This is a genomic window from Saccharothrix stipae (assembly GCF_054781895.1).
Genome location: NZ_BAAGTN010000003.1, coordinates 83,964 through 97,812, shown reverse-complemented (window position 1 = coordinate 97,812; position 13,849 = coordinate 83,964). Strand labels below are relative to the sequence as shown.

Here is a 13,849-nt window from a genome sequence, read left to right as displayed (position 1 = left end):
CGGTCAGCGCACCATCCGGAAGAAGGTGCGCAGTTCCTCGGCGAACAGGGCGGGCTGCTCCCACGCGGCGAAGTGGCCGCCGCGGGCCGGTTCACCCCAGTGGCGGATGTCGGTGTAGCGGTGGGCGGCCCAGCGGCGGGACGGGCGTGGCATCTCCCCGGGGAAGACGGTGCAGCCGGTGGGAACGGTGACGGTGTCGTCGGTCGCGGTGCTGAACCACTCGCCGACCTGGCGGAAGCTCTCCCAGTACAGCCGGGCCGACGAGGCCGCGGTGCGGGTGAACCAGTACAGGGCGATGTCGTCGAGCATCTCGTCGCGGGTGAGCACGGTCTCCGGGTCGCCACCGCTGTCGGTCCAGGAGGCGAACTTCTCGACGATCCAGGCGCACAGGCCGGCGGGGGAATCGGTGAGGGCGTAGCCGACCGTCTGGGGCTTCGTGGTCATCTGCTCGGCGTAGCCGGATTCGTGGGCCTGCGCGTGGCGCAGGTCGGCGAGTGCCGTCCGCTCCGCCGCGGTGAGGTCGTCGAACGTGGCCGGGTCGGGTGCGGCGATCGGGGGCATCACGTGGATGCCGGCGAGTTGGCCGGTGTCCTGCTGGCCCATGCTGGTGGTGATGCTGGTGCCCCAGTCGCTGCCCTGCGCGCCGTAGCGCCGGTAGCCGAGCCGGGCCATCAGCTCCCGCCAGGCCGCGGCGATGCGCCGCACGCCCCAGCCGGGTCCGGCGGGCCGGTCGCTGAAGCCGTAGCCGGGCAGTGACGGGATCACCAGGTGGAAGGCGTCGGCCGGGTCGGCGGGCTCGGTCAGCAGCGGGACGGCCTTCTCGAACTCCAGCACCGAGCCGGGCCAGCCGTGGGTGAGGACCAGCGGCAACGCCTGCTCGTGCGGCGAGCGGACGTGCAGGAAGTGGATGCCGGTCCCGTCGACCTCCGTGCGGTACTGGGGAAGTGCGTTCAGGCGCCGTTCGGTGGCACGCCAGTCGTACTCGGTGGCCCAGTAATGGCACAGCTCGCGCAGGTACGCGAGCGGCACGCCCTGCGACCAGTCGGCGACCGCCTCCTCGTCCGGCCAACGCGTGCGCAGCAGCCGCTGCCGCAGGTCGGCCAGCTCGTGGTCCGGTACGGCGATGTGGAACGGGATCACCGGTCGATCCTCCCTCTTCGTGATCATCTGACGATTTTCCCAATCGGCACGTGACTTCTCACCAAAACTGGTAGGCATGTGGTGATGCACACCACACCGGCGTGCATGACAGGGGGGAACGATGTTGAGCAGAACCATGCTCGGAATACCCGTGGTGGCGGCGTTGGCGATGGGGACGCTGACCGCGACCGCCCACGCCGAGCCGGAGGTCCTGCACGTGCCGGGCGAGGTCCACCTGGCCACCTTCGGCAGCCCGGGTGCGACAGGGGTGGCGCACACGGTCCGCCGCGGCGACGGCAACTGGCACCGTTTCGGCTACCTGGGCACGTCCCACTCGCAGCGCCAACTGGTGTCGGCCATCGTCGACGGCGAGGAGCACCTGCTCTACGAGGACTACTCCGGCCTGCCCTACCGGCCGTGGCTGCACCACCGGATCCGCCACGCCGACGGTTCGTGGTCGGAGGTGGCCGGCGCTCCCGACACCCCCGGGTCCACCACCGACCTGGCCGTGGCGGCCGTCGCGGGCGAGCTGCACCGGGTGCGGCGCAACAGCGGCGACGACACCCTGCGGCACAACGTGCGCCACGCCGACGGCACGTGGTCGGAGACGGTCGAGGTCCCGGCCCTGAGCTCGCCGACCAGCAACGTCGCGATCGCGGGCGTCGGCGCGGAACTGCGCCTGCTGGTAGACGGCATCGGCAGCGACACGGTCATCGTGTCCTACGTCCGGCACGCCGACGGCACGTGGGAGCAGACGCCCGACGTGCCGTTCGCCCCGCCGGTGGCCGGGGTGACAGCCGTCAACGTCGAGGTCGCGCAGGTCGGCGCGGAGCTGCACGCCGCGGTCACCGGCAGCGACGGCCGCCTGTACCACGCCCTGCAGCGGTCGAACGGCGCCTGGACCGCCTTCCACGACATCGCGTCGCAGACGGGCGCACCGCGCGGCACGGTCACCAGCGCCGCGATCACCGCCGCACGCGGCGCGCTGCACGTGGCCGTCAACACCAGCGAAGGCCGGATCCTCCACACGATCCGCTCCGCCGACGGCCGCTGGCGACCGTTCGGCGACGTGCTGGAGGCCACCGGATCGCCGAGCCTCACGCCGAACGGCCTCACCATCGCGGGCAGCTGACCCGGCCCGCCCCGACCGGCCGGAATCGTGCCCGGTCGCCGCACCGCTGGTCCACGTATTGACGCGCGCCCACACAGGGCTGCGTGAAAAAAAGGGGGAAACACAATGTTGAGGAGAACCACGCTCCAAATACCGATCATCGCCGCACTGGCCATGGCGTCACTCACGGCCACCGCACCCGCCCAGGCCGAACCGGACGTCCTGCACGTGCCGGGAGAGGTGCACCTCGCCGCACTCGGGTTCGCCGGGGCGATGGGCGTGGTGCACGTGACCCGCCACGCCGACGGCACCTGGTCCGGGTTCGACTACCTGGGCACGAACCACTCGCCCCAACAGCTGGTCCTGACCGTCGCCGGCGGCCAGGAGCACCTGATGTTCGTCGACTACTCCGGGTTGCCCAACCGACCTGCCCTGCACCACTTGGTCCGCCAGGCCGACGGTGCGTGGACGAACGTGGACGGTCCCGCCGACAACATCGGGTCGACCGCGGAGCTCGTCGCGGCGGACGTCGCGGGTGAGCTGCACCGGATCGGGCGCAACGGTGCAGACGGCGTCTACCGGCACAACGTGCGGCACGCCGACGGCACGTGGTCGAGCACGGTCGACGTCCCGGTGCCGAGCTCGTCGACCACCAGCATCAGCATCGCGGGTGTCGGTGGGGCCCTGCACCTGGTGGTGAGGGGTGGCGCGACCCTGCCGACCTACGTCCGGCACGCCGACGGCACGTGGGCGCGGACGTCCGACGTGCCGTTCGCCCCACCATCCGGCGCGACGGCCACCGGGCTCGACACCGCCGGGGTCGGACCGGACCTGCACGCCGCCGCGGTCGGCAACGACGGCCGCCTCTACCACGCCGTGCAGCGGTCGAACGGCGCCTGGACCACCTTCCACGACGTCGCGTCCCAGACCGGCGCCCCGGGTGGCACGGTGACCAGCACCGCGATCACCGGTTCCGGCGACACGCTGCACCTGACGGCAACCACGAGCGAGGGCCGGCTGCTCCACACGATCCGGCTCGGCAACGGGCGCTGGCTGCCGTTCGGCGACGTGCAGCAGGTGACCGGATCACCGACGTTCGGTCAGCGTGGGGTGGCCATCGCCGGCAGCTGACCCGGCCCGCGGCGACCGGGGTCGTGCCCGGTCGCCGCACCGCCGGTCAGTGCAATGACTCGCGCCCACACAGGGCTGCGTGCAAAGAGGGGGAACGCAATGTTGAGGAGAACCGCGCTCCAAATACCGATCATCGCCGCACTGACCATGACATCGCTCACGGCCACCGCACCCGCCCAGGCCGTCGAACCGGACGTCCTGCACGTGCCGGGGGAAGTGCACTTCGCCATGACGGCGGACGGGGCCGAGGTGCTGCACACCGTCCGCCGCCGTGATGGCAACTGGTACCCGTTCAACTTCGTGCCGAACGCACCGGTCGGTCACAGTCCGCTTACGGTGGCCTCGGCCATCGTCGGCAGCGAAGAGCACGTGATGACCTACTACAGCCACGGGATCGGTCCACAGACCTCGACGTGGTACGTCATCCGCCGCGCCAGCGGCTCGTGGGCCACGCAGGTCTCACCTCCCGGTGGCGGCACGACCGCCACGTTCGCCCTGGCCGCGGTGGGGGGCGAGCTGCACCGGGTGGGACGGGACCGCACCGGTGACGGGTCCCTGCAACACGCGCTGCGGCGCTCCGACGGCACGTGGTCGAGCCTGTCGGCCGTGCCGGTCCAGTCCACCTCCGACGACGAGTTCACCATCGCGGGCTCCGGCGGCAACCTGCACCTGCTGGTCAACAACGTCGGGCTGAACACGGCCTTCTCGTCCTTCGTCCGGCACGCCGACGGCGGGTGGGAGCAACTGCCCGACGTGCCGTTCACCCCGCCCAGCGGCACGAGGGCCGTCACCGTCGTGATCGCCCAGGTCGGCACGGAGCTGCACGCCGTGGTGACCGGCGGCGACGGCCGGCTCTACCACGCCGTGCAACGGTCGAACGGCACCTGGACCACCTTCCACGACGTCGCGTCGCAGACCGGTGATCCGGGCAGCGCGGTGCGCCAGGCGACCATCACCGCCGCGAACGGCGCGCTGCACCTGGCGATCGCGACCGACGAACAGCGACTGCTGCACACGATCCGCTTCGGCGACGGCCGCTGGCTGCGGTACGGCGACGTCGAGCAGGCCACGGGGTGGCAGGGCGACCCGGGCCGGATCAGCATCGCCGGCAGCTGATCCGCTGATCCGCGGTGCGGCGATCGGACCGATCGCGCCGATCGCCGCACCGCCTCTCGCCGACCGTTTCACGCAGTGGCGCGCGCCGCACGGGCGTGCGCGGAGAAACGTCGCCGTCGCGGGCGTCGGGGAGGACCTGCGCATGGTGGTCGACAACATCATCGGCGGCGCGGCCCTGTCCTCTTACATCCGGCCTACATCCGGCACGCGGACGGCACGTGGGCGCGGACCCCCGACGTCCCGTTCGCCCCGCCGTCCGGCGCGACGGCGACCAGGGTGGAGATCGCGCAGGTCGGCTCGGACCTGCATGCCGCCGTGATGGGCAGCGACGGCGGCGCCCACCACGCCGACCCGGCCGGACGACGTCCGTCGCCACCGACACCCCGCAGTCGGCACGTGGCCAGCCGCCGACTGGTTGGATGGGAGTTCGTCGGCCGGGAGGAGCCGGGTGCGGGGGCGTCGGTGGTGGCGGATCGGGTTGCTGGTCGTGGCGTTCGCCGTCGCCGCGGTGGCCGCGACGGTGGTGTCAGTCGCGGTGAACGTGGCGACCGGCAGCAGCAGTCCGTGGTTGCCTGCGGTCGAGGCGCGGCCGCTGTGGTGGGTGGTCGGGGCGACGGCGGCGGTGGCCGGCGCGGGCCTGCTGGGGTGGTGGGCGCAGCGACCGACCGACGACACCGCGTCGACGACTGGCGGCACCACCCGCGCGATCTCACCGGAGTCCTGGGGCGACAGCGGCACCGACGAGACCCCGTTCACCGAGGACGCGCTGCTGGCTCGGCGTTTCACCACCGACAAGGGGATCGAGTTCGCACTGGTGGTCGGCGGCGTTCGCCCCTGTGACCAGGCGGCATCCGGCGACGGCCCGCTGGTCGCCAACGACGTGGTCACCGAGCTCACCAGCCGCGGCTGCACGCGCGTGGTGGCGGGGGTGTACCTGGAGCAACCCGGCCCCGAGACCACCGCCGACATCCCCATCCTGGTCTCGGTCACCATCTTCGCCCTCGCGAACCAAGTCGCGGCCAGGGCCGTGTACGACTACCTCAACGGCCCCGCGCGCTGGAACCTCACCACCTGGTGCACCCCGAGCGGCCCCGGCAGCACACCGTGGATCCCCGGCCGGGACCACGGCTACCGCCACCAGTACAACCGCATCCACCACCGCTACGTCATCGCGGCGGTCGCCCACCGCACCGACTTCTCCAAGTACGGCGGCCTGCAACCCTGGCTCACCTCCGCCGCCGTCGGGGCCGCGCACGCCAGTGGGCCGCAGAACCACCTCAGCTGACCGATCGACCGCGCACGTCCCAGCGTGTGCTCCCCCAACCTGCGGACGAGCAGTCGGCCGGGGAGTCGAGCGCCCCGGCACCCCCTGTCCCGATCAGCGGAGCTGGCCCGGCGGACGGGCGGGCAAGTAGCTTCTGGCTGTGTCGGAACGGGACGAGGTCATCGCCGGGCGGTATCGGCTGGTGGAGTTGGTCGGGCGTGGCGCCGCCGGGGTGGTCTGGCGGGCGCGCGACGAGCGGCTGGGGCGAGCCGTCGCGGTCAAGCTCCTCGGGGCGGGTGGCTCGCCCGTCGCGGTGGAGCGGATGGTGCGGGAAGGGAGGGTCGCGGCCCGGTTGCGGCACCCGCACGCGGTCACCGTGCACGACGTCGTGGAGCACGACGGCAAGCCGTGCCTGGTCATGGAGTACCTGCCGTCGCGGACGTTGGCCGAGCTGGTCGACGAGCGCGGACCGCTGCCCGAGGAGCTGGTGGCGGGCGTCGGGTGGCAGGTGGCGTCGGCGCTGGCCGCCGCGCACGCGGCCGGGATCGTGCACCGGGACGTCTCCACCTTCAACATCCTGCTGGCCGAGGACGGCACCGCGAAGATCGCCGACTTCGGCATCGCGCGGGCGATCGGCGAGAACACCGTGACCGACGCCCGGGTCGTCGTCGGCACGCCCGCGTTCCTCGCCCCCGAGGTGGCCGCGGGGCAGGACGCGGTGTTCGCCTCCGACGTCTACTCCCTGGGCGCGACGCTGTACGCGGCGCTGGAGGGCCACCCGCCGTTCGGGACGACCGACAACCCGTACGCGCTGCTGCGCCGCGTCGCCGAGGGCGAGGTGCAACCGCTGCGGTTCCCCGGCCCGCTGGGTGACGTGCTGGAACGGGTGTTGCGCCGCGACCCGGCGCAACGGCCGACGATGGCCGAGACGCACGCCCTGCTGGGCGCGGTCGTGGAGGGCCGGTCGGTGCCGGGCGCGGTGCGGTCCGGTGACACGCGACCGCTGACCGCACCGCACCGCGTGCCGTGGCGGCGGATCGCCCTCGTCACCGGCGCCGTGGTGCTGGTCGCGGGCGGCATCGTGATCGGCAACTCGCTGGCCCGCCACGACTCGACCGGCAACGCCCAGCCCGCCGCGACCTCGACCACCGCGACCACGACCTCGGCCACCACCGCCGTGACCACCACCGCCGTGACCACAGGCACCTCGACCAGTACGACGACACCCGCCACCACGACCACCGCGACGGCCAGGCCGACGTCCGGCTGCACTGCCCGGTTCGAGATCACCAACTCCTGGCCCGGCGGTTACCAGGCCCACGTGACCGTGCGCAACGCGACCGGGCAACCGCTCACCGGGTGGACCGTGACCTGGCCCCGACCGGACGGCCACGCGATCAGCAACCTGTGGAACGGCACCCTCACCGTGGACGAGGACTCGATGACCGTCACCAACGCCGCGCACAACGCCAAGCTGCCCGCGGACGGCTCCACCACGTTCGGCTTCACCGCCAACGGCCCGTCCGTGCCGGACCCGGACCTCGACTGCACGTCGGGCGGCTGAAAGGAGGTCGGACCGGCACGGAGGCTGGTTTGCTCAACCTTCCGCGCCAGTCCGACCCGGCCGACCGGAGCCGGCCTACCGTGTTGGAACGCGTGCACACGGCCAGCCTGGGCTACCCCGGACGGCTCACGGGCACACGTAAGATCACGAGCACGACGTTCACAGCAACGGATTCCACTGATCGGAATCGCCGCGCACCGGGAGCCGAACACCTCCACCATGCGACTGACCATCGAGACCCACGTCGTCGCCGATCGCACGAGCGGCCCGTACGGGATCACCACCGGCCCGGACGGCGCGCTGTGGTACACCCTGGTCGGCGCCGCCCGGATCGGACGGCTGGTACCCGGCGGGCAGCCGACGAGCCATCGACTCACGCCCGGCTGCGGGCCCACCGTCATCGTCGCGGGCACGGACGGCGCGCTCTGGTTCACCGAGTTCCAGGCGCACCGCATCGGCCGGATCACCACCGACGGCGAGGTCACCGAGTTCACGCCACCCACGCCCGAGTGCGGTCCGTACGGGCTGGCCGTGGGGCACGACGGCGCGTTGTGGTTCACCGAGATCAACGCCGACCGCATCGGCCGGATCACCACGAGCGGCGAGATCACCGAGTTCCCGCTGCCCTCGGCCGGCGCGTTCCCGTCGGCGATCACCGCCGGCCCGGACGGCGCGATGTGGTTCACCCTGAACCAGGCCGGCGCGATCGGCCGGATCGACCCCGACGGCACGGTCACCGTCCACCGGCTGCCCGCGGAGGCGGCCGGACCGGTCGGCATCTGCGCCGGCGCGGACGACGCCGTCTGGTTCGTCGAGATCGCGGCGGGCCAGGTCGGCCGGATGACCGCCGACGGGAAGGTCACCGAGTTCCCGCTCGCCGACCGCGCCGCCCGGCCGCACGCGATCGTCGCCGACGACCGCGGCGACCACTGGTTCACCGAGTGGGGCGCCAACCGGATCGGGGTGGTCACCGCGGACGGCTCCGTCGAGTCGCACCCGCTGCCCGCGTCGCACGCGGAACCCCACGGCATCGCCGTCGGACCGGACGGCGCGCTGTGGGTCGCGCTGGAGACCGGCGCCCTGGCCAGGATCACCCGCGGCTGAGGGCGCGGGCGCCGCTCAGGCCGGGCCCGTGTCCTGCTGGAGGGCGGCCAGGCCGTGCAGCAGCGGCAGGTAGACGTCGTCCACCAGCGACGCCACGGTCTCGTCGGTCAACGGGCCGCCGCAGAAGGTCATGGACTCGCTGCGGACCAGGTCCAGCGGCAGGCGCTTCACCCGGTCGGGCAGCTCGACCGGGGGCAGCTCGGCGCGGGCCGCGGCCTTGCCGACGATCGCCTCCACCGCGTCGGTCAGCGGCGCCGGGTGCGCCAGGCGTTCGGTGAGCAGGGCCGCGACCTCGGGGTGGCGGAAGGCCTCCCCCATGACGCCGGCGACCATCTCGTTCATCATCGAGTCGGCCCGGCGGGCGATCCGGGAGAACAGGACGCGCAGGTCGCCGTCCAGCGAGCCGGTGTCGGGCACGTCCGGTTCCACCGGGATGTTGCGGAACCACGCAGCCAGCACCAGCTCCGCCCGACCGGCCCAGCGGCGGTAGATGACGGGTTTACTCGTTCCCGCCCGCGCGGCCACAGCCTCTATGGTGAGCCGGGCGTAGCCGACGTCGCGCAGCTCGTCCCAGGCCGCGTCGAGGATGGCGTGCTCCAGCTCCGCGCCTCGCCGGCGTGACTTGGTCCCGGTCACCCTGCCCCTTTACCCAGCCTTTAGATACTTTGCGTTTCTTATCCTGCGGGTCTACCTTGCATGGTAGACACGATCCGTTTCTTCTGGGGGAGCATCGTTGCTGAGCCGCTTGCTGATCACCCACCTGCGGCCGTACAGACGTGAGCTGACGGCCGTGCTCGTGCTCCAGCTGATCGGCACCATCGCCTCGCTGTACCTGCCGAGCCTCAACGCCGACATCATCGACTTCGGCATCGCCGCGGGCGACACCGGTTACATCCTGTCCACCGGCGGCTGGATGGTCGTCGTGTCGGTCGTCCAGATCCTGTCGTCGGTCGGTGCGGTCTACTACAGCGCCCGCGTCGCGATGAGCTTCGGCCGCGACGTCCGCGCGGCCGTGTTCCACCGCGTCGGCGCGTTCTCCGCGCGCGAGGTCGCCACGCTCGGGCCGTCGTCGCTGATCACCCGCACCACCAACGACGTGCAGCAGGTCCAACTGCTGGTCGTGATGGGCTGCACGATGCTGGTCAACGCGCCGATCATGTGCGTGGCGGGCGTCGTGATGGCGCTGCGGGAGGACGTCGGCCTGTCGTGGCTGCTCGTGGTCTGCATACCCGCGCTGGCGATCTCGATCGGCCTCATCGTCGTCCGCATGGTCCCGCAGTTCCGGCTGATGCAGGAGCGCATCGACGAGGTCAACCGCGTGCTGCGCGAGCAGCTGTCCGGCATCCGCGTGGTGCGGGCGTTCGTCCGGGAACGCGCGGAGACCCGGCGCTTCGCCGACGTCAACGACGCGCTCACGGACACGGCGCTGCGGGTCGGCCGGCTCCAGGCGTTGATCTTCCCGGTGGTGATGCTGCTGCTCAACGCCTCCAGCGTGGCCGTCCTGTGGTTCGGCGCGTACCGGGTGGACACCGGCGAGATGCAGATCGGCGCGCTGACCGCGTTCCTGAGCTACCTGATGCAGATCCTGATGGCGGTCATGTTCGCCACGTTCATCTCGATGATGATCCCGCGCGCCTCGGTGAGCGCCGAGCGGATCAACGAGGTGCTGGAGACCGAGTCCTCGGTGCAGCCGCCGACCGCGCCGCTGCTCGACCTGCCCCGGCAGGCCTCGATCGAGTTCCGCGGCGCCGAGTTCCGCTACCCCGGCGCGGACGAACCGGTGCTGCGCGACATCGCCTTCCGGGCCGAGGCCGGTCAGCGCACCGCGATCATCGGCAGCACGGGCACCGGCAAGACGACCCTGCTCAACCTCGTGCCGCGGCTGATCGACGTGACCGGCGGCGGTGTCCTGGTCAACGGCACCGACGTCCGCGAGATCGACATCGACGCCCTGTGCACGCGGATCGGGCTGGTGCCGCAGCGGCCGTACCTGTTCACCGGCACGGTCGCGTCCAACCTGCGCTACGGCAAGCCCGACGCCACCGACGAGGAGTTGTGGGAGGCGTTGGAGATCGCGCAGGCGCGCGACTTCGTGGCCGACATGCCGGGCGGGCTCGACGCGGAGATCGCCCAGGGCGGCACGAACGTCTCCGGCGGCCAGCGGCAACGGCTGTCCATCGCCCGGGCGTTGGTGCGCAAACCGGACATCTACCTGTTCGACGACGCGTTCTCGGCGCTCGACTTGTCCACGGACGCCCGGCTGCGCGCGGCACTGCGACCGCACACGCGCGACGCCGTCGTCGTGATCGTCGCGCAGCGCGTGTCCACGATCCTGGACGCCGACCGGATCGTGGTGCTGGACGACGGCACCGTCGTCGGCATCGGCACCCACCACGAACTGCTGGACTCCTGCCCCACCTACGTGGAGATCGTGGAGTCGCAGCTGACCTCGGAGCAGGCGGCATGAGCGCACCCACCACCACCCGGTCCGCCCCACCCCCTCGGATGGGCGGCGGCCTGCCCGGCATGGGGATGCCGATGGGCAAGGCGGAGAACTTCGGCCCGTCCGCCCGGCGACTCGTCCAGCGGATGCGGACCGAACGGCTCGCGCTGCTGGTCGTGGTCGCGCTCGGCGTCATCAGCGTGGCGTTCGCGGTGGCCGGCCCGAAGATCCTGGGCTACGCCACCGACATCATCTTCGAGGGCGTCCTGGGCCGGATGCGCGGCACGCCCGGCGCGGGCATCGACTTCGCCGCGCTCGCCGCGGTGCTGATGTGGGTGATGGGCCTGTACCTCATCTCGTCGCTGTTCGCCTGGTGGCAGGGCCGCGTGCTGAACAACGTGGTGCAGCGCTTCGTGTTCCGGCTGCGCTCCGACGTCGAGGACAAGATCCACCGGCTGCCGCTGCGCTACTTCGACGGCCAGCCGCGCGGTGAGCTGCTGTCCCGCGTCACCAACGACATCGACAACGTGTCGACCACGTTGCAGCAGACGCTGAGCCAGCTGCTCACCTCGTTGCTGACCGTCATCGGCGTGCTGGTGATGATGCTGACCATCTCGCCGTTGCTCACGCTGATCGCGTTGCTGCTGATCCCGATCTCGGTGGTGGCGACCGGGCGGATCCGCAAGCGGTCGCAGGCGTTGTTCGTGGCGCAGTGGAAGCACACCGGCGCGTTGAACGCGCACATCGAGGAGGCGTTCACCGGCCACCAGCTGGTGAAGGTCTTCGGCCGCCGGCGTGAGTCGGAGCAGGAGTTCGAGCGCCGCAACGACGAGCTGCTCGGCTCCGCGATGGGCGCGCAGTTCGTGTCCGGGCTGATCATGCCGATGATGATGTTCCTGTCGAACGTCAGCTACGTCGCGGTCGCGGTGGTGGGCGGCCTGCGCATCACGTCGGGGTCGATGACCCTGGGCGAGGTGCAGGCGTTCATCCACTACTCGCGCCAGTTCACCCAGCCGCTGACCCAGGTGGCGTCGATGGCGAACCTCATGCAGTCCGGTGTCGCCTCGGCCGAGCGGGTGTTCGAACTGCTCGACGCCGAGGAGCAGGAGCCGGACCCGGCGGAGGCGTCGTTGCCCGCCGAGCGCCGCGGTCGGGTGGAGTTCGAGCACGTGAGCTTCTCCTACCGGCCCGAGCAGCCGCTGATCGAGGACCTGTCGCTGGTGGCCGAGCCGGGGCAGACGGTCGCGATCGTCGGTCCGACCGGCGCGGGCAAGACCACGCTGGTGAACCTGATCATGCGGTTCTACGAGCTGGACGCGGGCCGCATCACGTTGGACGGCGTGGACATCACCGCGCTGAAGCGGGAGGACCTGCGCGCGCAGACCGGCATGGTGCTCCAGGACACCTGGCTGTTCGGCGGGACGATCCGGGACAACATCGCCTACGGCAACTCCTCGGCGTCCGAGGAGGAGATCATCGCCGCTGCCCGGGCCACCTACGTGGACCGGTTCGTGCGGACGCTGCCGGACGGGTACGACACCGTCATCAACGAGGAGGCGACGAACGTCAGCGCCGGTGAGAAGCAGTTGCTGACCATCGCGCGGGCGTTCCTGGCCAACCCCTCGCTGCTGATCCTGGACGAGGCGACCAGCTCGGTGGACACCCGCACGGAGTCGTTGGTGCAGCACGCCATGGCGGCCCTGCGGTCGTCGCGGACGAGCTTCGTCATCGCGCACCGGCTGTCGACCATCCGCGACGCCGACGTGATCCTGGTGATGGAGTCCGGTCGGATCGTCGAACAGGGCAGCCACGACGAGCTGATGGCCGCCGAGGGCGCGTACCACCGGCTCTACGCCGCCCAGTTCGCCGCGGCGGTCTGACCTGCCTGCCCCGGCGGCGGCCCGGACGGGTCGCCGCCGAGGCAGGCGTCGCACCGACCGGTCGTGCCACCGGCGACGGGCGGGTCTCAGCCGTACCGCTGGACGAGTGCGTTGCCGATCGAGGCCAGGTGGTCCCGCACACCCGCGGGGCCGGTCACCTCAAGCCATTCGACCAGCCAGGCGAGCTCGCCGGCGAGCGCGTACTCGTTGTAGCCGCGGATCACGACCTCGACGCGGCCGTCGGTCGTGGCGCCCCCGACCTCCAGCCGGTCGCCGAGCACCATCCGGAGCCGGGCCATCCCGTCGGGTGCGCAGGTCGCCTGGACTTCGAGGGGCATCCGCCTGCGGTCGATCTCGTCGGCGATCTCGCGCCAGCTCTCGGCCAGGTCGAACCCGTCGGGTCGGTGCACGGGATCGCCGGTCGGGTCGGCGGACGACACGCGGTCGATCCGGAAGGTCCGCCGGCCCGCGTCGGTGTTGCCGACGAGGTACCACCACTGGCCTTTGGCGACGATGCCCAGCGGGTGGACGGTTCTCTCGGTTTCGGCGCCGCTGCTGTCGACGTAGCCGAGCCGCACCTGGACACCGCGGATCACGGCGTCCTGGAGTTCGTCGAGGAAGCGAGGCGGCGGCCGGTGCACGACCCGGCCCGTCCCCCACCGCTGCGGGTCCATGACCAACGACGCCGCCGCCGCCTCGGCCTGCCCCCGGAAAGGCTCCGGGAGGGCACGGACGAGCTTGCGCAGCGCTGCCTTCACAGCCGGTGTCGCGGCCGAGGCCGGGCCGGCGACCAGGAACAGGGCGCGCGCCTCGCCCGCGGTCAGCCCGGACAGGTCGGTGCGGGCGCCGCCCACGAGACGCCAGCCGCCGCCCCGGCCCTGGATGGAGTAGACGGGCACGCCGGCCATGGCCAGGGCGTCGAAGTCACGGCGGGCGGTGCGCTCGGACACCTCCAGCTCCCGGGCGACGTCCGCCGCGGTGAGCTGCTCGCGCTGTTGCAGCAGCAGGAGGATGGCCATCAGCCGGTCGGCTCGCACACCGCGAACACTCCCACAGCAAACCGGTCACGGGATGACCTGTTTCGGTCGGCACGATG

Annotated in this window: 11 protein-coding genes; 8 read left to right on the top strand and 3 right to left on the bottom strand. The window is 71.8% G+C overall.

Going from position 1 to position 13,849, the window contains the following annotated elements:
- Nucleotides 1-3: 3 nt before the first annotated feature.
- Nucleotides 4-1,167: an epoxide hydrolase family protein gene (locus ACYVLT_RS07250; RefSeq protein ID WP_461119337.1), complete on the bottom strand. Its 1,164-nt coding sequence runs from the start codon at nucleotides 1,165-1,167 to the stop codon at nucleotides 4-6.
- 94 nt (nucleotides 1,168-1,261) lie between these two features.
- Between ACYVLT_RS07250 and ACYVLT_RS07245 the strand changes: the two genes are divergently transcribed.
- The 6 genes from ACYVLT_RS07245 to ACYVLT_RS07220 all read left to right on the top strand — a co-directional run bounded on the left by ACYVLT_RS07245 (nucleotide 1,262) and on the right by ACYVLT_RS07220 (nucleotide 8,430).
- Complete coding sequence (locus ACYVLT_RS07245) at nucleotides 1,262-2,272, top strand: hypothetical protein (protein WP_461119336.1); 1,011 nt, start codon at nucleotides 1,262-1,264, stop codon at nucleotides 2,270-2,272.
- A 105-nt stretch (nucleotides 2,273-2,377) separates the two neighbouring features.
- Nucleotides 2,378-3,382 (top strand): hypothetical protein, encoded by a 1,005-nt coding sequence (locus ACYVLT_RS07240; RefSeq protein ID WP_461119335.1) that lies wholly within the window; start codon nucleotides 2,378-2,380, stop codon nucleotides 3,380-3,382.
- A gap of 99 nt (nucleotides 3,383-3,481) precedes the next feature.
- Entirely contained in the window at nucleotides 3,482-4,498 is a 1,017-nt protein-coding gene (locus tag ACYVLT_RS07235; protein ID WP_461119334.1) for a hypothetical protein, read from the top strand.
- 448 nt (nucleotides 4,499-4,946) lie between these two features.
- Entirely contained in the window at nucleotides 4,947-5,783 is an 837-nt protein-coding gene (locus tag ACYVLT_RS07230; protein ID WP_461119333.1) for a hypothetical protein, read from the top strand.
- A 139-nt stretch (nucleotides 5,784-5,922) separates the two neighbouring features.
- Nucleotides 5,923-7,326: a protein kinase domain-containing protein gene (locus tag ACYVLT_RS07225; protein WP_461119332.1), complete on the top strand. Its 1,404-nt coding sequence runs from the start codon at nucleotides 5,923-5,925 to the stop codon at nucleotides 7,324-7,326.
- Nucleotides 7,327-7,545: 219 nt separating this feature from the next.
- Nucleotides 7,546-8,430 (top strand): Vgb family protein, encoded by an 885-nt coding sequence (locus tag ACYVLT_RS07220; protein ID WP_461119331.1) that lies wholly within the window; start codon nucleotides 7,546-7,548, stop codon nucleotides 8,428-8,430.
- A 15-nt stretch (nucleotides 8,431-8,445) separates the two neighbouring features.
- Here ACYVLT_RS07220 and ACYVLT_RS07215 read toward each other — a convergent pair whose 3' ends face one another.
- A complete protein-coding gene (locus ACYVLT_RS07215; RefSeq protein ID WP_461119330.1) occupies nucleotides 8,446-9,066 on the bottom strand; it encodes a TetR/AcrR family transcriptional regulator in 621 nt (206 codons plus the stop codon).
- 97 nt (nucleotides 9,067-9,163) lie between these two features.
- Between ACYVLT_RS07215 and ACYVLT_RS07210 the strand changes: the two genes are divergently transcribed.
- Together ACYVLT_RS07210 and ACYVLT_RS07205 are read left to right on the top strand one after the other, a co-directional pair.
- The gene (locus ACYVLT_RS07210) at nucleotides 9,164-10,897 is read left to right on the top strand and encodes an ABC transporter ATP-binding protein (RefSeq protein ID WP_461119329.1); all 1,734 of its coding nucleotides are present in this window, start codon (nucleotides 9,164-9,166) and stop codon (nucleotides 10,895-10,897) included.
- Nucleotides 10,894-12,753, top strand: coding sequence for an ABC transporter ATP-binding protein (locus ACYVLT_RS07205; RefSeq protein ID WP_461119328.1), 1,860 nt, complete (start codon nucleotides 10,894-10,896; stop codon nucleotides 12,751-12,753). Before ACYVLT_RS07210 ends, ACYVLT_RS07205 begins: the two co-directional genes overlap by 4 nt.
- An 86-nt stretch (nucleotides 12,754-12,839) precedes the next feature.
- Here the strand turns inward: ACYVLT_RS07205 and ACYVLT_RS07200 are convergent, their stop codons facing one another.
- Nucleotides 12,840-13,790, bottom strand: coding sequence for a helix-turn-helix transcriptional regulator (locus ACYVLT_RS07200; RefSeq protein WP_461119327.1), 951 nt, complete (start codon nucleotides 13,788-13,790; stop codon nucleotides 12,840-12,842).
- Nucleotides 13,791-13,849 lie beyond the last annotated feature (59 nt).